At 44.9% G+C, this 18,347-nt stretch carries 17 protein-coding genes; 4 read left to right on the top strand and 13 right to left on the bottom strand.

The window, feature by feature from the left end; translation table 11 throughout:
* Positions 1-13 precede the first annotated feature (13 nt).
* The 10 genes from murD to bioB all read right to left on the bottom strand — a co-directional run bounded on the left by murD (position 14) and on the right by bioB (position 11,222).
* A complete protein-coding gene (gene murD, locus ICN31_RS09955; RefSeq protein ID WP_216261078.1) occupies positions 14-1,636 on the bottom strand; it encodes a UDP-N-acetylmuramoyl-L-alanine--D-glutamate ligase in 1,623 nt (540 codons plus the stop codon).
* A 14-nt stretch (positions 1,637-1,650) separates the two neighbouring features.
* Positions 1,651-2,820, bottom strand: coding sequence for a phospho-N-acetylmuramoyl-pentapeptide-transferase (gene mraY, locus ICN31_RS09950; RefSeq protein WP_216261076.1), 1,170 nt, complete (start codon positions 2,818-2,820; stop codon positions 1,651-1,653).
* Positions 2,811-4,259, bottom strand: a complete 1,449-nt coding sequence (murF, locus tag ICN31_RS09945) for a UDP-N-acetylmuramoyl-tripeptide--D-alanyl-D-alanine ligase (RefSeq protein ID WP_216261074.1) — start codon at positions 4,257-4,259, stop codon at positions 2,811-2,813. Before murF ends, mraY begins: the two co-directional genes overlap by 10 nt.
* Positions 4,259-5,797, bottom strand: coding sequence for a UDP-N-acetylmuramoyl-L-alanyl-D-glutamate--2,6-diaminopimelate ligase (locus ICN31_RS09940; RefSeq protein WP_255531000.1), 1,539 nt, complete (start codon positions 5,795-5,797; stop codon positions 4,259-4,261). The genes murF and ICN31_RS09940 overlap by 1 nt, the downstream gene beginning before the upstream one ends.
* Before the next feature lie 8 nt (positions 5,798-5,805).
* A complete protein-coding gene (locus ICN31_RS09935; RefSeq protein WP_216261070.1) occupies positions 5,806-7,578 on the bottom strand; it encodes a penicillin-binding protein 2 in 1,773 nt (590 codons plus the stop codon).
* The gene (gene ftsL, locus ICN31_RS09930; RefSeq protein WP_216261068.1) at positions 7,575-7,841 is read right to left on the bottom strand and encodes a cell division protein FtsL; all 267 of its coding nucleotides are present in this window, start codon (positions 7,839-7,841) and stop codon (positions 7,575-7,577) included. The genes ICN31_RS09935 and ftsL overlap by 4 nt, the downstream gene beginning before the upstream one ends.
* Complete coding sequence (gene rsmH, locus ICN31_RS09925; RefSeq protein WP_216261067.1) at positions 7,838-8,788, bottom strand: 16S rRNA (cytosine(1402)-N(4))-methyltransferase RsmH; 951 nt, start codon at positions 8,786-8,788, stop codon at positions 7,838-7,840. Before rsmH ends, ftsL begins: the two co-directional genes overlap by 4 nt.
* Positions 8,789-8,800: 12 nt before the next feature.
* Positions 8,801-9,229 (bottom strand): division/cell wall cluster transcriptional repressor MraZ, encoded by a 429-nt coding sequence (gene mraZ, locus ICN31_RS09920; protein ID WP_216261064.1) that lies wholly within the window; start codon positions 9,227-9,229, stop codon positions 8,801-8,803.
* A 315-nt stretch (positions 9,230-9,544) separates the two neighbouring features.
* Positions 9,545-10,174 (bottom strand): 2-polyprenyl-3-methyl-6-methoxy-1,4-benzoquinone monooxygenase, encoded by a 630-nt coding sequence (coq7, locus tag ICN31_RS09915; RefSeq protein ID WP_216261062.1) that lies wholly within the window; start codon positions 10,172-10,174, stop codon positions 9,545-9,547.
* Between the two features lie 10 nt (positions 10,175-10,184).
* Positions 10,185-11,222 carry a biotin synthase BioB gene (gene bioB / locus ICN31_RS09910; protein WP_216261061.1) on the bottom strand — a complete coding sequence of 346 codons (1,038 nt, stop codon included), beginning with the start codon at positions 11,220-11,222 and terminating at the stop codon, positions 10,185-10,187.
* A gap of 89 nt (positions 11,223-11,311) precedes the next feature.
* Here bioB and bioA point away from each other — a divergent pair, with 89 nt between their 5' ends.
* The 4 genes from bioA to ICN31_RS09890 are packed head-to-tail and all read left to right on the top strand — an operon-like array spanning position 11,312 to position 15,859.
* On the top strand, positions 11,312-12,658 hold the full coding sequence (gene bioA, locus ICN31_RS09905) for an adenosylmethionine--8-amino-7-oxononanoate transaminase (RefSeq protein ID WP_216261059.1): 1,347 nt from the start codon (positions 11,312-11,314) through the stop codon (positions 12,656-12,658).
* The gene (locus tag ICN31_RS09900; RefSeq protein WP_216261057.1) at positions 12,655-13,893 is read left to right on the top strand and encodes an 8-amino-7-oxononanoate synthase; all 1,239 of its coding nucleotides are present in this window, start codon (positions 12,655-12,657) and stop codon (positions 13,891-13,893) included. The genes bioA and ICN31_RS09900 overlap by 4 nt, the downstream gene beginning before the upstream one ends.
* Complete coding sequence (gene bioD / locus ICN31_RS09895) at positions 13,886-14,605, top strand: dethiobiotin synthase (protein WP_216261055.1); 720 nt, start codon at positions 13,886-13,888, stop codon at positions 14,603-14,605. The genes ICN31_RS09900 and bioD overlap by 8 nt, the downstream gene beginning before the upstream one ends.
* Positions 14,606-14,662: 57 nt before the next feature.
* Positions 14,663-15,859 (top strand): M20 aminoacylase family protein, encoded by a 1,197-nt coding sequence (locus tag ICN31_RS09890; RefSeq protein ID WP_216261053.1) that lies wholly within the window; start codon positions 14,663-14,665, stop codon positions 15,857-15,859.
* 22 nt (positions 15,860-15,881) lie between these two features.
* On the opposite strand, the gene ICN31_RS09885 is transcribed toward ICN31_RS09890, so the two are convergent.
* The 3 genes from ICN31_RS09885 to apaG form a co-directional block, all read right to left on the bottom strand.
* Positions 15,882-16,658, bottom strand: a complete 777-nt coding sequence (locus ICN31_RS09885; protein ID WP_216261051.1) for an enoyl-CoA hydratase — start codon at positions 16,656-16,658, stop codon at positions 15,882-15,884.
* Positions 16,659-16,685: 27 nt separating this feature from the next.
* The gene (locus ICN31_RS09880; protein ID WP_216261049.1) at positions 16,686-17,816 is read right to left on the bottom strand and encodes a murein transglycosylase A; all 1,131 of its coding nucleotides are present in this window, start codon (positions 17,814-17,816) and stop codon (positions 16,686-16,688) included.
* A 131-nt stretch (positions 17,817-17,947) separates the two neighbouring features.
* Positions 17,948-18,322, bottom strand: a complete 375-nt coding sequence (gene apaG, locus ICN31_RS09875) for a Co2+/Mg2+ efflux protein ApaG (protein WP_088525708.1) — start codon at positions 18,320-18,322, stop codon at positions 17,948-17,950.
* Positions 18,323-18,347: the final 25 nt, after the last annotated feature.

Raw genomic sequence — 18,347 nt, 5'->3', positions numbered from 1 at the left:
TTGTCTTTTAGGTTCACGCTTGCACTCCCTCAAAACGCATTCCTAATTCTTCAACCTCACCAACAAATGCCTGAGCACGGGCAACATAATCTTTGAATTGGTCAAAACTCGCACATGCTGGAGAAAGTAAGACCAAATCACCAGACTGCGCTTGTTCTGCAGCTGTCCTGACGGCAACCTCTAAGCTGCCACTTATTGAGCAAGGAACTTCCTGGCCAATGGCCTCGCCAATTGCAGCGCCATCTTTGCCAATCAAGAAAACACCCTTAACAAAACGTAGGGCAGGTTCGCGTAATGGGCTAAAGTCTTGTCCTTTGCCGTCACCACCTGCAATTAACCAAATCCTCTTAGCAGACTCATTACTACCCAATCCATTCAGCGCAGCTACAGTCGCACCAACATTGGTACCCTTGCTGTCATCGATATACTCCACATCATTCACAATCGCAACGCTCTGAACACGATGTGGCTCACCGTGATAATCGCGCAAACCATGCAGGAGAACATTCATAGGCAAGTTGGCAGATCTCGCCAATGCTAGTGCAGCCAGTGCATTCAATGCATTATGACGACCACGAATTCTGAGTGCATCAGCCGGAATTAAACGCCTCAAGCGTAACGGTTCATCTTCTTCAATGGCAGTTGATTTACGACGACGTTTAGGCTTTGGCTCAACATCTTCATCTATCTCCGCCCATACCAGCCAGTCAATTCCGCCAGCTCGTAAGTCATGCTCGATGCCAAAAGCGCCCTGTTCATCGGGGCTATTAGAACCAAAAGTCACAATCGACTTTTCTGCTTTTTGATCATCAGAAAGCAAATTCATCACTACAGAGTCATCGCGATTTAAGACGCAAATCGTGTCCACACCAAATATTTTTCCTTTTGCATCTGCGTACGCATGCATATCACCATGCCAATCTAAATGATCTTGTGTGATATTGAGAACAGTAGCTGCAGTTGCATTGAGACTATTTGTGTAAACCAATTGAAAACTAGATAATTCAAGTACCCAGATATCGGGCATGTCTTCAATTTGGTCAGAGTCATTTAGGCAGACCATCAGCTTGTCTAATGCTGCAGGGCTAATATTTCCGGCGACTGCAACCTTCTTGCCAGCTCGCTCGCAGAGTTGTCCTGTTAACGCAGTAGTAGTTGTTTTTCCATTCGTACCAGTAATAGCCAACACTGCTGATGAATAAGGAGAATGATTTACTTGTGCCATACGATCCAAACTGGCAATTGCACGCGCAAAAAATTCGATCTCACTCCAAACATCAATTCTGGCTTTTCTAGCCTTCTCCAAGAATGATTTAGTTGGCTCTTGAAGTGGGGATAAGCCAGGACTAATACCAATAACATCAATATCATCCAATAGCTCATCGCTAAATGGTCCAAACTGAATATCTTTCAATCCAGCTATTTTTAATTCATCAAGCCAAGCATTCTGGCGCTCAGAAAACTGAGATGGATCACGCGTATCTATGAAGCGAACGGTGACTCCATTAAGCAGGCACCACTTAGCCATAGCAACACCGGACTCACCCAGCCCCATAATCAAAAATCGGTGAGGGGCTTGATAGCCTGCATCATCTACCAAAGTAGGATTAGCAAAAGTATTTTGTAAGTTCAGCATATTTACTTTTAGGCTCACCGTAATTTCAGGCTAGATAAGCCAATTAATACCAACAAAATGGTGATAATCCAGAAACGAATAACCACTTGCGTCTCTTTCCAGCCACCCAACTCAAAATGATGATGAAGTGGAGCCATACGGAAAATACGGCGACCTTCACCCGAATATTTTTTGGTTAATTTGAACCAAAATACTTGCAGCATTACCGAAACTGTTTCTGCAACAAATATTCCGCCCATGACAAAGAGCACAATCTCTTGGCGCACAATTACTGCAATAGTTCCAAGTGCTCCGCCCAAAGCAAGTGCTCCAACGTCACCCATAAAGACTTGTGCTGGATGGGCGTTGAACCAAAGGAAAGCTAAGCCCGCTCCACCCATCGCGCCACAAAAGATCAGTAACTCACCAGCACCCGGGATATAGGGGAACAATAAATATTTGGCATAGATGGCATTACCCATCACATAAGCAAATGCACCCAATGCAGCGCCTACCAATATGACAGGCATGATCACTAAACCATCGAGGCCATCAGTTAGATTTACCGCATTACTACTACCAACAATCACCAAGTAACTTAAGATGATGAAGCCCATCATCCCAAGTGGATAACTAACCTCTTTAATAAATGGCAATAGCAAGTTCGTTTTTGCTGGAAGATCCAAAGCAAAACCACTCCTCAGCCATTCGTAGAAAAGTTGGAGTACTTTAAGGTTGTTTACTTCCGATACTGAGAATGCCAAGTAAATCGCTGCAAATAAACCAATCAAAGTTTGCCAAAGGAATTTTTCCTTAGAAGCCATGCCCTTAGGGTCCTTATGGGCAACCTTACGATAGTCATCTACCCAGCCAATTGCACCAAATCCGAAAGTGACAATCATCACAATCCAAATAAAACGATTACTTAAATCTGCCCACAACATGCAAGAAACAAAAATACCAATCAAGATCAAAACTCCACCCATTGTTGGAGTGCCTGATTTGACTAAATGGGTTTGTGGTCCATCAGTGCGTACAGCTTGACCCATTTTCAAGGCGGTCAATTTACGAATGACCCATGGGCCAGCAGCTAAGCCAATTAACAAGGCAGTCACTGTCGCCATTACTGCGCGAAAAGTGATGTAGTTAAAGACTCGGAAGAATCCAAAATCATCCTGCAGCCATTGCGCTAAGATTAAGAGCATGTTTTAGCCTCCTCTAACAAGGCTTGTACTACACGCTCCATGCGCATAAAACGTGAACCTTTGACCAAAATGTTTAAATGCTCATTACTACCAGTTGATTGGGCATGTAATGCATCTCTCAACTGCACAATCAGACCATCCATTTCAGAAAAATGTTTTGCACTAGCAATTGGGGTTTTATTTTTCTGAATGTCTTCAAAGCCTTTAATAGCAAATCGGCACTGCTCACCCAAAGCAAATAATTTGGCAACCCCCTGCTCGGCAGCGTAGGCGCCAACCTCGCGATGAAACTCAGGCCCTTGATTACCAACTTCACCCATGTCACCTAAAACCAACCAAGATTTATTACCTGACTGCTTTAGTGCGTCAATTGCAGCTCTCACTGAATCGGGATTAGCGTTATAGCTGTCATCAATTAAGGTGTGATTGAGATTGATCTTCTTCGCTTGCATGCGCCCAATTACCGGCGAGAATGCTTCAAGACCTTCCTTAATTTTCTCAAGACTGATTCCGGCAGCTATAGCAACAGCGCTGGCTGCCAATGCATTACGTGCATTGTGACTACCCAAGGTATTCAGTTGAACTTCTATAGAGCTTGAATCTGTTTGCACTTGGAGGTGGCCGTTACTTAACAGTCGTCCCATCACTGCAGCCCTTAATGTGGACTGACCGGACAGCAGAATAAAGTCGATGATCTTTCGTGCTGCAGCAGCTTCACGCCAAACATCTGCAAATTCAGAGTCTGCGGGGAAGATTGCAATGCCATCTTTTGTTAAAGCACGAATCGCATCGGAATGCTCTTGCGCTACCGCAGCTACAGTAGTCATAAACTCTTGATGCTCACGCTGTGCATTATTAATCAAGGCAATACTGGACTGCGCAATATTGGCTAGCTGCGTAGTTTCACCTGGATGATTCATGCCCAACTCAACTACGGCAAGCTGATCTGTCGAACGCAGCCTTAACAAGGTTAGCGGTAAGCCAATATCATTATTCAGATTACCTTTAGTAACCAAGGTATGCGCTTCCCCAACTGTCGCTCTAAAAATAGAGGCAATCATTTCTTTAACGGTCGTCTTACCATTGCTACCAGTCACTAAAGCCAATGGAATAGGATGATTGGCGCGCCAAGCTTTTGCTAATGCTCCTAGACCTATACGAGTATCGTTAACTAAAATAGCAGGTAGATTTGTAGGGCACCTATCCTTATTACTAACGAGTGCTCCCACTGCTCCTGCCTTAGCAACATCCGATAAAAAATCATGCGCATCGAAGCGCTCGCCAGATAAAGCTATAAATAACTCTTTAGCGTCAATCTGACGACTATCCGTTCCAATCCTTGAAATGTTGACTGACTGGGCATCTTGTGCAGAAATATTTAGCAGTAAGCTACCAGGTAACATGGCATGCACTTGAGCAAGTGTTGTCATGGCAGACATCAAGCGATACCTCCAGCAGCCAAGCGAACATGCTCTTGGTCAGAGAAATCAAATTTCTTACCATTGATTTCTTGGGTCGTTTCGTGACCTTTGCCAGCAACCAAAACAATATCTTGAGAAGCAGCATGACGTACAGCAGCCATAATCGCTGCAGAGCGATCAGTAATGACTTGAATATTTGAATACTCCTGACTGATACCGCTACGAATCATTTCGATGATTGCCTGCGGCTCTTCAGACCTTGGATTATCACTAGTAATAATGATGTGATCAGCGTATTGCTGAGCCACTGTACCCATTTCAGATCGCTTGCCAGCATCACGATCACCACCACAACCAAATACACACCAAATTTTTCCGTCACGCTGCTTTGCTATGGGTGCCAAGGTTTGTAGGGTTTTTTGGAGGGCGTCGGGGGTATGTGCGTAATCAACTACCACTAATAAACTCGCTGATTTTTGCTGCTTACCTATTTGAATTAATTCCATACGCCCAAGAACAGGTCGCAATTGACTTACTCGCTTACTTGCCTCATCACAACTGAAACCTTGACTGAGTAATGCCGTCCAAACTGCAAGTGCATTACTTAAATTGAACTCGCCCAATACAGGAATATGCAAGCTATTACTTCCGACTCCCTCATAGCTAAAGAGGGAGTCATATCCAGCACTATTAAAGATGCTATCTTTTGCGTAAATACGCTTTAGACGATCGCCAAATTTTTCAAATCCCTGAAGAGCGCTTTGGGCAATTGTGTATCCCCAAACCTGAATGCCGCCCTTAGCTAAAAGCTTTATGGCAATCTCACGGCCAAATGTATCATCTAAATTAATGATGGCATGCTCTAGCCCTGCCAGTGCAAATAGTTTTACTTTTGCCTCGCCGTAGTTAGCCATACTACCGTGATAGTCCAAATGATCTTGTGTCAGATTTGTAAATACCGCGCAATTTAGCTGGGTACCAGCTACTCGATGCTGATCTAAGGCATGAGATGACACCTCCATTACCGCTTGCTTAGCACCCGCATTGAGCAACTCTTTAAGTTGAGTTTGTAGCTTGGGTGCATCTGGAGTTGTATAGCCAGTTTGTACTAAAGAATCTAGGAAGCCAGCGCCTAAGGTACCTAACACTACTGTGCGGTGATTGGGCCCATCCAAGGCCTGAGCTAACCATTGTGAAATACTCGTTTTACCGTTTGTGCCCGTTACTCCAATTACCTTTAATTGTTTGCTTGGATGGTCATACCATTCTGCAGATAATTCACCAACTTTTTCTGCCAGGTTTTCAACTGCAATACATTGTGGGTGATCTACATATTGAGCGCCAGGGCCTGCAGGATCAAATACGACTGCAGCTGCACCATTCCCTAATGCAGCATCAATAAATTGACGGCTATCACGTAATGCATTGCCATGACCAACTGGATAGGCAAAAAAGATATCGCCAGAGTGGATCTGGCGACTATCTGCAGTGACCTTAGCAGTACTATTTACTAGGCTATGCAAGTGCTCAATCAGGTGATTGGGTTCTATATTCAATGCTACCCTCATCTTTTCAGAATCACCTGCTGCGTCTGTAAATTTGCAGTACGAATCTCTTCAGGACTCTTATCTTGCAAAACCATTTGTTTCACTTTGTTATCAGGTAATACATTGAGAGTATTGAGTGTTTCACTCACAATAGTTGAGAACACTGGGGCAGCAACATCGCCACCGTAGTGACTACCGTTAGTTGGTTCATCAATCATCACTGCTACCACAATTCGCGGAGCACTAATTGGTGCTAAGCCTGCAAAGTAAGCGCGGTACTTATTGCCATACCCCTTACCAACTAATTTATGAGCTGTACCTGTCTTACCACCAACTCTAAAGCCTTCAGCCTGCGCTTTGATTGCAGTGCCACCGGGCTCAGTAACTGTTTCAAGCATGGTGCGCATTTCAATTGCAGTCTTAGCAGAAAGAACTCTAGTGCCCGGCTTGAAATTAGGACTACGCTCTATGGTGAGTGGCACTAACTCACCATCACGCGCAAATACTGTGTAAGCACGGGCTACCTGAAAGAGAGATGCAGAAATTCCATAGCCAAACGCAATACGCGCTTGATCGGTTGGCATCCACTTTTTAAAGGGGTGCACTGTCCCCCCAACGGCACCGGGGAAGCCAATTTTTGGTGTCTGACCTAAACCAACTGCAGTATAAAAATCCCACATCTCTTCTGATGACAGGCTGTTCATTGCAATTTTTGCAGTACCGATATTGCTAGATTTCTGAATGATCTCTGAAACTGTCAGATTTCCATAAGGATGAGTGTCGGTGATAGGTTTTGGACCAACAAGATACTTAGCGCCAATCACCATATTGGTCTCGGGCTTTACCGAGCCTTTTTCCAAAGCAATCGCAACTGTTAATGGCTTCATTGTTGAGCCAGGCTCAAATGTATCTGTCAAAACACGATTACGTAGCTGCTCACCCGTGAGATTTTTACGATCATTTGGGTTGTAACTTGGGTAATTAGCTAAAGCTAAAATTTCACCCGTCTGCGTATCTAAAACTACAGCGCCGCCAGCTTTTGCATGGTGCTTCTCAACTGCATCCTTCACAGCGTTGTAAGCGAGATACTGAATTTTGCTATCAATAGACAGATTTAAATCTTTGCCATTTTGTGGCAACTGCAAGATCGCCATTTCCTCAACAACACGACCCAAGCGATCAACTACTACACGCCTTTGCCCTGGATGGCCAGCAAGCTCTTTCTCTCTAGAGAGCTCCATCCCCTCCTGGCCACGATCCTCAACGTTAGTGAATCCGACGACGTGCGCCATGGCCTCGCCTTCTGGATAAAAACGGCGATATTCGTTATTCAAGCCAATGCCCGGAATTTCTAATTGTTTAATTTGTTGTGCAATTGCTGGCTCAACTTGACGTTTTAAGAAAACCTGCTTGCGCTCTTCTTTTAACTTCTTACGTAATTCTGCTTCAGTCATTTTGAGCAGACTGGCAAGTTTTTTAACTTTCTCAGCAGATAAGTCATCTGGAACTGTGTCGTTGTAGGCGATCACAGACTTTGCTTCTAAACTTGTAGCAATCACCTGACCATTACGATCCAAAATTTTTCCACGACTTGCAGGTAACTCTAACTCGCGCTGAGTTCCTCGCACTCCCTTAGCTTCATAAAATTCATTTCCAGGGCCTTGAATCCAGAAGGCGCGCAGTAATAGCAACATGAACACAAAAAACAACAGGAATAGCATTAAGCGTGACCGCCACATTGGCAGACGCAATACTAAATTTGGTGTAGTGGAAAAACGAACCGGCCTCATTTAGCCTCCTTCAAGTACAAAGTACGTTCAGGGGAAATTGGGGACATACGTAATTGATTGCGCGCGATATCACGAATACGCGCAGACTTCGAAAGATTGCGTTGCTCATACTCCAGGCGCAGAAAATCTTGATTTAACTTGCGCTCTTCAATTTGGGCACGCTCTTGAGCAATAAATAATTTACGTGCACGTTGCTGAGCTGCTACTAGGGATAAAGAGCAAATTAACAATAAAGCGAGCAAAGTCAAGGTAGCGCGATTCATGCAGATACATCCATCCGCTTTTCGGCAACACGCATGATGGCTGAACGAGCGCGTGGATTTTCTGAAATCTCAGCATCACTTGGCTTAACGCGGCTAATGATTTCTAAAGCGCTTTGTGGCAAGTCCTTTTCGCGCACAGGTAAACCACGAGGTACCTCTACCTTTGAGTGCGCCTGTAAAAACTGTTTCACGATGCGATCTTCTAACGAGTGAAAACTAATGACTGCAAGTCTTGCGCCTGGCTTTAATAAATTCATAGCAGCTTTTAGGCCTAGCTCCAAATCTGCCAGCTCGCGATTAATCAAAATACGGAGTGCCTGGAAGGTCCTGGTAGCTGGATCTTGACCAGCTTCACGTGTTCGTACCACGCTAGCAACCAAGCTGGCTAGTTGCGTTGTGGTTTGTGGAGACAAACCTTCTTCGCGCTTTGCCACAATAGCTTTAGCGATCTGAAATGCAAAACGTTCTTCTCCGTAAGTCTTAATCACGTGCGTGATCTCCTCCTGCGGCGCCTGCTCCAACCACTCTGCAGCTGTTAAGCCCTGCTCTGTATTCATCCGCATATCGAGTGGGCCCTCGCGTCGAAAGGAAAAGCCCCGATGCGCTTGGTCTACCTGTGGCGAACTGATTCCTAAATCCAACAAAATTCCATCGACTGATTCTGCTTGCGCGTATTGATCCATCTGCGCAAAGCTGTCGTGCACGATCGTTAAACGTGGATTGTTGATTTGCCGTGCTACCGCAATCGCATCCAGGTCTTTGTCGAAAGAAATCATGCGCGCAGATGAAGGAAGCTCTTTGAGCAAGGCCTGAGTATGACCACCCCGTCCAAACGTTCCATCGATGACTAGAATATTTTTCGCTGCGTTTTGTTTTTGAATGAGCGGACCACTGATTAGCGCCGTCACCGCCTCGGCCAGTAACACTGGGCGATGAGTTATGTTCATAGCACCCTGTCATCAAAAATTAAATTGCTTGAGTGCTTCAGGCATGCCTAGTGAAATGGCAGCCTGTTCTTTTGCAGCATATGTTGCGGCATCCCACAATTCCAAGTGACTGCCCATGCCAAGCAAGATCACCTCTTTCTCGATTGCTGCTGCTGCACGTAATTCGGGGCTCACCAAAATTCGGCCAGCATTATCTAAATCAATTTCTGAGGCATTACCGAGAAAAATTCTGCGCCACCAATGCGCATCCATTGGTAGTTGAGCGACTCTTGCTCTAAAACTTTCCCATTCGGGTCTTGGAAATAGCAAAAGGCAGCCATCTGGATGTTTTGTGAGCGTGAGGCGGCCATCGCCTTGAACCAACAAGGCGTCACGATGCTTGGCCGGAACCGACATTCGACCTTTTGCATCCAAATTGAGTGATGACGCACCTTGAAACACTATTTACCCCACTTTTTCACACTTCCTCCCACTTTAGAGGATCGCAATAAGGGGGTCAAGTGTTTTTGGGTATTTTTTTGGGAAATTCTCTAGTGTTTACAAACACTTAGCGTCATATGTTCAGAAAATGATGATAGTAAAATAGCTACTTGAAACAATGGCTTGGAAAATATACTTAAGAATAGGTCTTAGCTATATAACTAGATAATACCCAAATATACTGTTTTTAAAAACAGTAGTGCTTGAAAAAATAGATGAAAATTAATCTGAAATTAAATCTCTGGATTTATTCAGATTAAATTGCAAATATCCATTTTAAATTTTGTAAGCAGTTGTTGTCATTACCCTGGACATTGCTTGCATAATTTTCTGAATTGGCTCTGGCAAATTCGCTCCACCAGCATGCAAGGCTGCTTGCCCATGCTCGATCTCATCCATTCGCATTTGATCAACGATTGCACGTGAACGATGATCTTCTGTAGGTAATTTTTTGAGGTGGCTCTCAAGATGGCTCTCGACCTGTTTTTCAGTTTCAGCAACAAAACCTAAACTCCACTTATCACCCGCTAAGCCTGCTGCCAAGCCGATCGCAAAGGATCCTGCATACCAAAATGGATTGAGATAACTCGTATGTGAGCCAAGCTCTTTCAGGCGAGTTTCGCACCAAGCTAAGTGGTCCATTTCTTCTTGACCAGAGTGATCAAGCATCTCTTTAATTTCTGAATTTCTGGCAACTAATTTTTGTGACTGATACAAAGCTTGCGCGCAGACTTCGCCAACGTGATTAATTCGCATCAACCCCGCTGCGTGTTTTCGTTGCTCTGAATCTAACGCAGCATTTGCTCCAGATTCTGAGCCAGGAGTAGGCCTTTGAGCATTTGCTCCGCCAACAACTGAACGCAGGGCGGTATCAAATTCAACAATGAAGCGGTCTATTGGGGTCATATATGGAAAATTAAACCAGAACTTCAGCTTTACAGCTTTGCTTGGTCTTTAATCCCAGCTCCGCCAATAGCTTACGGTCCTCTTCCGCCTCTGGATTACCGGTAGTGAGTAATTGCTCACCATAGAAGATTGAATTGGCACCTGCCAAGAAACACATAGCCTGAACAGCTCTGCCTAATTGTTGGCGGCCAGCTGATAAACGCACGCGAGCCTTTGGCATGGTGATGCGAGCTACAGCAATGGTTCTCACAAACTCCAAAGGATCTAAAGGTTTCTGATCGGCCAAGGGTGTTCCAGCAACAGGCACTAAGTGGTTAATGGGAACAGACTCAGGATAAGGGCTTAAATTTGCCAAGCGGGCTAAGAAAGCAGCTCGCTGTTCACGGGTCTCACCCATACCCACAATGCCGCCGCAGCAAACAGACATGCCGGCTGCACGAACATTGGAGATAGTATCTAAGCGATCCTGATAACCGCGAGTAGAAATCACTGAGCGATAAAAATCTTCGCTGGTATCGAGGTTATGGTTATAAAAATCTAAGCCAGCCTCTTGAAGCGCTAAAGCTTGATCAGCTTCCAACATCCCTAAGGTCGCACAGGTCTCAAGGCCTAAAGCTTTCACTCCCTTAATCATTGCCGTGACTTTTTCAATATCGCGATCTTTGGGCTCTCGCCAAGCCGCCCCCATACAGAAACGGTTTGATCCTGCAGCTTTAGCAGCTTTAGCAGCCTCTAATACCTCCTCCAGGCCCATTAACTTCTCAGCCTTCACGTCGGTGTCATAGCGCGCAGCCTGCGGGCAATAGCCACAATCCTCTGGGCAGCCACCAGTTTTGATCGATAACAAGGTAGCTAACTCCACATCACCTTCAGGGAAATGGGTTTTATGTGCCTCTTGAGCCTTGAGCATTAATTGATCAAAAGGTAGGGCAAACAATGCTTCAATTTGAGCTACGGTCCACCCGCCAGAGGAATCCACCTCTTTACGTAAATTAGCCTTAGATTTAACTAAGGTGAGAGGTTTATCAGTGGTTTGGGTGTCCAACATGGGCAAATTCCAGAAAATAGATCAATTCAAGCCATAAACATAACAGATACAAGCCGGAAATTGGAAAAACTAGTGGTCAAATATCAAACATGAAGGTTATTTCTGATTTAAATCAACCCACTCTTGTTGATCGCAGCTTGGATGCTGTTTGGCACCCCTGCACTCAGATGAAACATCACGAGTCTTTTCCCTTGATTGCCATCACCAAAGGCAAGGGTCCGTGGCTTTATGATGAACAGGGTAATGCCCTGCTCGATTGCATCAGTTCTTGGTGGACCAATTTATTTGGCCACTCCAATCCGCAGATTAATCAAGCCATTACTGATCAGCTAGAAAAAATTGAGCATGTGATGCTCGCTGGATTTACCCATCAACCAGTGGTTGAGCTCTCTGAAAAACTTTCTGCACTCACAAATGGTAATTTAGGTCATGTCTTTTATGCGTCAGATGGCGCGTCTGCAGTAGAGATTGCATTAAAAATGAGTCACCATTTTTGGCAAGTCAATGACAAACCAAATAAGAAAAAATTCGTTTGCCTAGAGAACGGATATCACGGAGAAACGCTCGGTGCATTAGCGGTAACCGATGTTGCTATTTTTCGTGAAGCATATAGCTCAATCCTGCAAGAGGTCTATACCGTCTCATCACCCGATGCACGCAAAGCAAAAAATGGTGAGAATGCAGAAGAGGTTGCAAGGCATGCAGCAGCCGAACTCGAAAAGCTATTTAAAAAAGAGCATCAACACATTGCCGCAATCATTATCGAACCGCTAGTGCAATGCGCAGGACAAATGGCAATGCATTCACCAGAATATCTTCGCTTAGTGAGAGAATTATGTAACAGCTATGACATCCACCTGATAGCCGACGAGATCGCGGTAGGCTGTGGGCGCAGCGGTAAGTTTTTTGCCTGTGAGCACGCTGGTATTTGGCCAGACTTTCTTACTCTATCCAAAGGTATTAGCGGTGGCTACCTTCCTCTATCGCTTTGCATGACTACCGATAAAATTTATCATGCGTTTTATGGCGATAAAACCCAACAAGGCTTCTTGCACTCACACTCATACACAGGTAACCCATTAGCTTGCGTTGCAGCGCTTACTTGCTTGAATATCTTTGAAACAGAAAATGTTTTAGAAAAAAATATTGAGCGCTCACAAGATTTAGCAAACGCATTTGCATGGGCAAAAGCAGATTCTCGAATCGAGCACTGGCGTCAACAAGGAATGATTCTGGCTTTCGATCTTAAACAGGAAAGTATTAAGAATATCAGTAGCTTTCCACGTGAAATGTTTGCTAAAGGACTTGAGGAAGGAGTTCTCATTAGACCAATTAGTAATACGATTTATGTCATGCCTCCCTATATCCTTTCGTCCGAAGAGACTATGCGAATGGGTAAAGCTGTTGAGCGTGCACTAGATAGGGCTCTGGCATGACGAGTTCATTTAAGGCCTTAGAACTCGCACAAGAAAGTATTGCGGATTTAGATCTACAACTACTCAGACGAAAATTACGCGTTACCCAATCACCTTGCAATAGCAACGTAACTGTTGAGAATAGGCAACTTAAGGCCTTTTGCAGTAATGATTATCTTGGTCTTGCCAATCATCCAGACTTAGTCGATGCCTGGTCACAAGGCGGTCAACAATATGGTGTTGGTAGCGGCGCTTCGCATTTAATCAGCGGCCACAGCGCTGCACATGAATTACTTGAAATAAAATTAACGTCTTTTCAAAAGAAGCATATTCAAAATGCTCGCGCTCTATTTTTTAGCACTGGCTACCTTACTAATCTAGCCGTCATCACAGGTTTAGCTGGGCTTACCGAGCGCGGTGATCTGAGTATTTACTCGGCCAAGCTCAATCATGCTTCGCTGATTGACGGCGTTCGATTGGCGGTCGCGCAAATGAATGCGACGGTCAACTTATTCGACCATACTCAACTTAACTCATTAACTGACACACTCACAAAGGATACGAAGTCTCTGAAACTCATCGTGACTGATGGCGTCTTTAGCATGGATGGCGATCTTGCGCCCGTTAAAGCATTACTTCAGATAGCCGAGCAGTACGATGCCCTATTGATAGTCGATGATGCACATGGTTTTGGAGTACTAGGCAAACAAGGTCATGGCATCTTAGAGCAAGAAGAAATTCAATCTGACCGCATTATTTATATCGGTACCTTGGGTAAGGCTGCTGGCGTGAGTGGGGCCTTTGTTTGTGCACAGGATTCTTTTATTGAATGGCTGGTTCAAAAGGGTCGCCCCTATGTTTACAGCACTGCAACCCCTCCTGCTATTGCACACGCCTTACTTAAAAGCCTGGAAATCATTGACAGTGCTGAGGGTATAGAGCGTCGTGCTCAGCTCAATCAACTCATCAAAATTTGGCAAGATGAAATGATCTTTTCAGAATGGAAAAAAGTCTCTTCTTGCACACCTATTCAACCAGTCATATTGGGTAGCAATGCCAGTGCACTCATGGCGGCTAAGTTATTAGATGATGCAGGTTATTGGATTCCGGCAATTCGTCCGCCAACAGTAGCTCCTGGTAGCGCTCGCTTGAGGATTACTTTTTCTGCAAATCATAGCGCTGATGATTTACATAAACTAATTACTACCTTAAACAGAATAGAGCAAAAAGTAAGCAAAAAGGTCATGCATGACTAAGATGACTGGCTTTTTTGTAACAGGGACCGACACTGAGGTTGGTAAAACTTTAGTGAGCGGTGCGCTGATTCTTAAGTTACGTGAACAAGGAAAACAAGTAATCGGATTTAAACCCGTAGTTGCTGGAACATATCAAGATGCCAGTGGTCACACCTTGAATGAAGATCTAGAAACCTTACGCATTGCTTCCCAGTTAGCGCCAGGCCAATTTAACTTATCTCCTTATGTTTTAGATATGCCGGTGGCACCTCATCTTGCTGCCGCAATTAAAGGTATTGCGCTTGATATGAATACCATCATTCAAGCACTTGACGATGTTCAAAAACACAGTGATTGCATTGTTGTCGAAGGGGCAGGCGGATTCTTGGTTCCCTTAAGTGATGATCAAGACCTAGGTGATTTAGCGCAGAAAATTGATTTGCCAATAGTTTTGGTAGTTGGTATGAAGTTAGGTTGTATTAACCATGCTCTACTCACGCAAGAAGCAATCAAAGCACGTGGATTAAAAATTGTAGGTTGGGTTGCAAACTCTCTCGAAAATGAAATGCCTCTTTTACAAGAAAATGTTGCCACCTTAAAAGCAGCAATCAATGCGCCCTTTTTAGGGTTAATTCCCTCATTACCAAATGCGCTTCAAAAATCTCATAACAGCCCCTATTCAATAGAGGCGCTCGATTTTGCTGCACGGCACATCCAAATAGCGATCCACTAAAGCCACTAGAACAAGCCCTAAGGTGCAACTGGTGGTACTTTCAGATAAGATAAAGATATGAATTTAATTCCCGAAATCCTTGATTCTGCAGCAGCTATTCAAGATATTCGTCGCAATATTCACGCTCACCCTGAATTACGCTTCGAAGAAAAACGCACATCTGACTTAGTTGCAGAGGCTCTTTCTAGTTGGGGAATTACAGTTTATCGAGGCATGGGGAAAACGGGTGTTGTTGGTCGTCTAGATGGCGACTTAGGTCCTGGAAAAATGATTGGCTTGCGGGCTGATATGGATGCACTCCCGCTTCAAGAACACAATAATTTTCAGCATACTTCCCGCAACCCTGGAAAGATGCATGCTTGTGGTCACGATGGTCACACCGCAATGCTGTTAGGTGCTGCGCAATACCTTTCAAATCATCGCGACTTCAAGGGTACTGTGATTTTTATTTTCCAGCCTGCCGAAGAAGGCGGTGCTGGTGCTAAAGAAATGATCCAAGATGGCCTCTTTAAAGAATTTCCTTGCGATGCGGTTTTTGGCTTACACAACTGGCCTGGCTTAGCCGAAGGTCACTTTGGCGTAACTACTGGGCCCATGATGGCCTCTAGCAATGCTTTTGAAATTACCATTACTGGTAGAGGTGGTCATGCTGCGCTACCTCACAATAGTGCCGACCCCGTTCTCACTGGTGCGCAAGTGGTGCTGGCACTACAAAGCATCATTACTCGCAATAAGCGGCCTGTTGATGCCGCCGTTCTTTCAGTTACACAATTTCAGGCAGGCAAAACGAGTAATGTCATCCCTGACAGCGCATTTATCGGCGGTACAGTCAGAACATTTACCTTGGAAGTGCTTGACTTGATGGAGCGACGTCTTCGTGAAATTGCGCACAGTGTTGCAAGTGCATTTGATTGCCAAGCTGAAATTACTTTCCTCAGAAGCTATCCGCCGTTAATTAATCATGCTGCTGAAGTTCAGTTTGCCAGCGAGGTTATGAGCGAATTAGTAGGCAAGCAAAATGTGAATACCAATATTGACCCCACCATGGGTGCAGAAGATTTTGCCTTTATGTTGCTTGAGAAGCCGGGATGCTATGTGTTTCTGGGCAATGGGGATGGGGATCACCGTTCGGTGGGTCATGGCATGGGCCCGTGCCATCTTCACAATCCCTCTTATGACTTTAATGATACATTGATTCCAGTGGGCGTGAGCTACTGGGTAAAGCTAGCGCAACGCTACTTAGAAAAAAACTAGATCTTTTACAAGATCATTTCACTTAAGAGTTAGTAAATTTAGCAGGTCGCTTTTCTACAAATGCGGCCATACCTTCTTTTTGGTCATTCGTTCCGAAGCAAGTATGAAACAAGCGACGTTCGAAATGGATTCCTTCTGAAAGAGTCGTTTCATAAGCAGCATTCACTGCCTCCTTCACCATCATTGCTGTTAGTAGCGGCATATCAGCAATCTCTTTGGCAATCGCCTTTACTTCTTTCAATAAATCTGCTTTTGGAAAGACTCGAGACACCAAACCCGAACGCTCAGCTTCTGCAGCATCCATCATTCTTCCGGTTAAAGCCAAATCCATTGCTTTGGCTTTGGAGACTGCCCGGGGCAAACGTTGTGTACCGCCAGCGCCAGGAATAATGCCAAGCTTCACTTCTGGTTGCGCAAACTTGGCACTATCAGCAGCCATGATGGTGTCGCACATCATCGCCAATTCACAACCACCGCCAAGTGCATAGCCCGATACTGCAGCAATCACAGGCTTGCGAACTTTTTGCATATGCTCCCAATTTCGGGAAATAAAATTATGGCGATATACATCTTGAAAGCTACGCTTCGCCATTGATGAAATATCGGCACCAGCAGCAAATGCCTTCTCGCTACCCGTCACAATGATGCAACCAATATTGTCATCGGCATCAAATGAAAGCAATGCTTCACCAAGCTCATCCATTAATTGATCATTAAGTGCATTGAGAACCTCAGGGCGATTTAAGGTAATGGTGGCTACCTTGCCATCCACTTCAGTCAAAATTGTTTTATAGCTCATCAACTTCTTTCTCTCTATGTCGATCAATTAACGTGGTAACAATAACCACATCTTGCCATTTTGCTTCATACGTCCTGCAATTTCTCCTGCAGCATCACCCGAACCCCAATAATAATCAGCTCTGACACCACCCACAATCGCTTTTCCAGTATCTTGTGCCATAACCAGTTTTTGCAATGCCTGATTACTTAAAGGCCTGGTGGTGGCTAAGAATACAGGCGCGCCTAATGGCATAGCCTGTAAATCAACCGCAATGCTACGCTCGCTAGTCAGCGGAATACCCAGCGCACCATTGGGACCTAAATCGGCATCAACATTACTTGGCAACTCTTTGAAAAATACAAAGCGTGGATTGGCGTTGAGCATTTCATTTACCCGATCAGGATTTCGCTTGGCCCATTGTGAAATTCCCTGCATGCTTGCTTCACCCCGTGTCATCTCTTTGCGATCTATCAACCACTGTGCGGATGATTTAAATGGCTGCTCATTGGTACCGGCAAAACCTAATCGTAATATGCGGCCATCCTGAAGGCGAATTTTTCCTGAACCCTGAATTTGCATAGACGCAGCTGCAACAGGATCTTGTACCCAAGCAATTTCTGATCCCTGCAGCACTCCCGAGCTAATGAGCTCAGCCCTTGCTGGTCCTGGATTTGGTCGTGATTTTTTCCAAGCATTTGGATAAGAATACAGTGGCACGTTATAGATACTGGTGCGGGTTTGTGAGCCATTCATGACCGGTTCGTAGTAGCCAGTGACCAAGCCTATTTCGCTACCAGAACTATTGCGGATTTCGTAAGCCTGAAAATTACTTTCAAAATATCGACGAATCGATTGAGCATCACGAGGAGATACAGTTGTAGCTAGCGTACACACCTGACGCCAATTGACTTCTCCACTACGCTTACGTAATGCATCACAACTTTTTAGCCACGCAGGCCAAGCTTGCGATAAATCATCATCTTGCCATCCTGGCAAGGCTTGCCATGACACGGCATTAAAACTAGCTATCGACGAACTATAAGATGTGGGTGCTGCACCAGAATCGCTGGACCGATAGCCTGTGCCGCGGGTAGGAGGTGTTGAGCACCCAACAACGAGACTCGCAATCAAAATAGCGAATACACTTACCTGAACTAATTTAAATTTAGAAATCATGATTGCCAATTTACTCGATGAATACCCAATGCTGCTTTTTGTACTAGAAGGGGCTATCGCTTTGGGACTTCTGCTATTTATTGTCCTATGGACAGGCAAAGGGAAAAAATAGTTTTTCCAAGTGCTTTGGTCTAATGCAAGGTTCGCGGCATCACCAGTGCAAATTCTGGAATTGGCGCCTGGAAAAACTGCGCTTCCTCAGTAACGCAAAAGTACTCTCCTCGCATGGTTCCGGCCGGCGTGGGTAAAGTAGCCCAGCTGGTGTACTCAAACTGTTCCCCAGCGCGCAATAAAGGCTGTTGGCCAACCACCCCTAGGCCACGTACCTCCTGGACATCATTGTCCCCATCGGTAATGAACCAATGGCGGGCAATCAGCTGAATACTGGCCTTACCCGTATTACGAATAGTGACCGTATAAGCAAAGGCAAATTGACGATTATCGGGGTCAGATTGCTCTGGAAGGTACTGGGCTTTGACCGTAATGCTAATTTCGTGAGGATTCATGCTCGAATTCTGCTCCATCCTAAGC

The sequence above is a fragment of the Polynucleobacter sp. UB-Piko-W3 genome, from assembly GCF_018881635.1.
GTDB lineage: Bacteria > Pseudomonadota > Gammaproteobacteria > Burkholderiales > Burkholderiaceae > Polynucleobacter.
The sequence above is the reverse complement of the archived record's forward strand: the minus strand, read 5'-3'. Positions and strand labels throughout refer to the sequence as shown.

What these genes read in the sequence shown, in the direction of transcription:
- mraY (WP_216261076.1), bottom strand. Translation starts at nt 2,820, where the DNA reads ATGCTCTTAATCTTAGCGCAATGGCTGCAGGATGATTTTGGATTCTTC.
- ICN31_RS09880 (WP_216261049.1), bottom strand. Translation starts at nt 17,816, where the DNA reads ATGATTTCTAAATTTAAATTAGTTCAGGTAAGTGTATTCGCTATTTTG.
- bioB (WP_216261061.1), bottom strand. Translation starts at nt 11,222, where the DNA reads ATGTTGGACACCCAAACCACTGATAAACCTCTCACCTTAGTTAAATCT.
- bioD (WP_216261055.1), top strand. Translation starts at nt 13,886, where the DNA reads ATGACTAAGATGACTGGCTTTTTTGTAACAGGGACCGACACTGAGGTT.
- coq7 (WP_216261062.1), bottom strand. Translation starts at nt 10,174, where the DNA reads ATGACCCCAATAGACCGCTTCATTGTTGAATTTGATACCGCCCTGCGT.
- murF (WP_216261074.1), bottom strand. Translation starts at nt 4,259, where the DNA reads ATGTCTGCCATGACAACACTTGCTCAAGTGCATGCCATGTTACCTGGT.
- murD (WP_216261078.1), bottom strand. Translation starts at nt 1,636, where the DNA reads ATGCTGAACTTACAAAATACTTTTGCTAATCCTACTTTGGTAGATGAT.
- ICN31_RS09890 (WP_216261053.1), top strand. Translation starts at nt 14,663, where the DNA reads ATGAATTTAATTCCCGAAATCCTTGATTCTGCAGCAGCTATTCAAGAT.
- ICN31_RS09935 (WP_216261070.1), bottom strand. Translation starts at nt 7,578, where the DNA reads ATGAGGCCGGTTCGTTTTTCCACTACACCAAATTTAGTATTGCGTCTG.
- apaG (WP_088525708.1), bottom strand. Translation starts at nt 18,322, where the DNA reads ATGAATCCTCACGAAATTAGCATTACGGTCAAAGCCCAGTACCTTCCA.
- rsmH (WP_216261067.1), bottom strand. Translation starts at nt 8,788, where the DNA reads ATGAACATAACTCATCGCCCAGTGTTACTGGCCGAGGCGGTGACGGCG.
- bioA (WP_216261059.1), top strand. Translation starts at nt 11,312, where the DNA reads ATGAAGGTTATTTCTGATTTAAATCAACCCACTCTTGTTGATCGCAGC.
- ICN31_RS09885 (WP_216261051.1), bottom strand. Translation starts at nt 16,658, where the DNA reads ATGAGCTATAAAACAATTTTGACTGAAGTGGATGGCAAGGTAGCCACC.
- ftsL (WP_216261068.1), bottom strand. Translation starts at nt 7,841, where the DNA reads ATGAATCGCGCTACCTTGACTTTGCTCGCTTTATTGTTAATTTGCTCT.
- ICN31_RS09900 (WP_216261057.1), top strand. Translation starts at nt 12,655, where the DNA reads ATGACGAGTTCATTTAAGGCCTTAGAACTCGCACAAGAAAGTATTGCG.